General features: G+C 50.5%; 1 pseudogene. It reads right to left on the reverse strand.

Annotated features, from left to right (window positions below):
- Positions 1-237 (reverse strand): annotated as a pseudogene (locus B3H64_RS12085) (TIGR00366 family protein); the annotation flags it as partial.
- Positions 238-378: the final 141 nt, after the last annotated feature.

Here is a 378-nt window from a genome sequence, read left to right on the forward strand (position 1 = left end):
GGCGGAGGCCATGGCGGAGCCCAGAACGAGGACCAGGGCCATCTGCATGGAGAAGGACAGCAGGCCCCACATGCCCTTATCATTGCCCCAAGCATTGACCAGTTCAATGGGGGACTGCTTGGTGCCGATCATGGAGCCAACAAAGGTAACGATGGTCAAAATGATCGCAAACAGGAATGCATCCGGCAGCCAGCGGTTGACCACGCGCACGCAGCCATTGGTAAATTTCTTGAACATAGAACTCCTCCCAAACTTCTTTGTTCCGATTGCATTGAGTCAGGGCCCTGGCTCCAACCTACAATATGCATCATACCGAGAAAGTTTACAAAGTCAATGCGAAAAATGGTAATTTTGCCCATTCTTTACCTATGATTTACC

Origin of the sequence: Intestinimonas sp. UBA1698, from assembly GCF_002320075.1 — a bacterium.
Taxonomy (GTDB): domain Bacteria; phylum Bacillota; class Clostridia; order Oscillospirales; family Oscillospiraceae; genus Intestinimonas; species Intestinimonas massiliensis.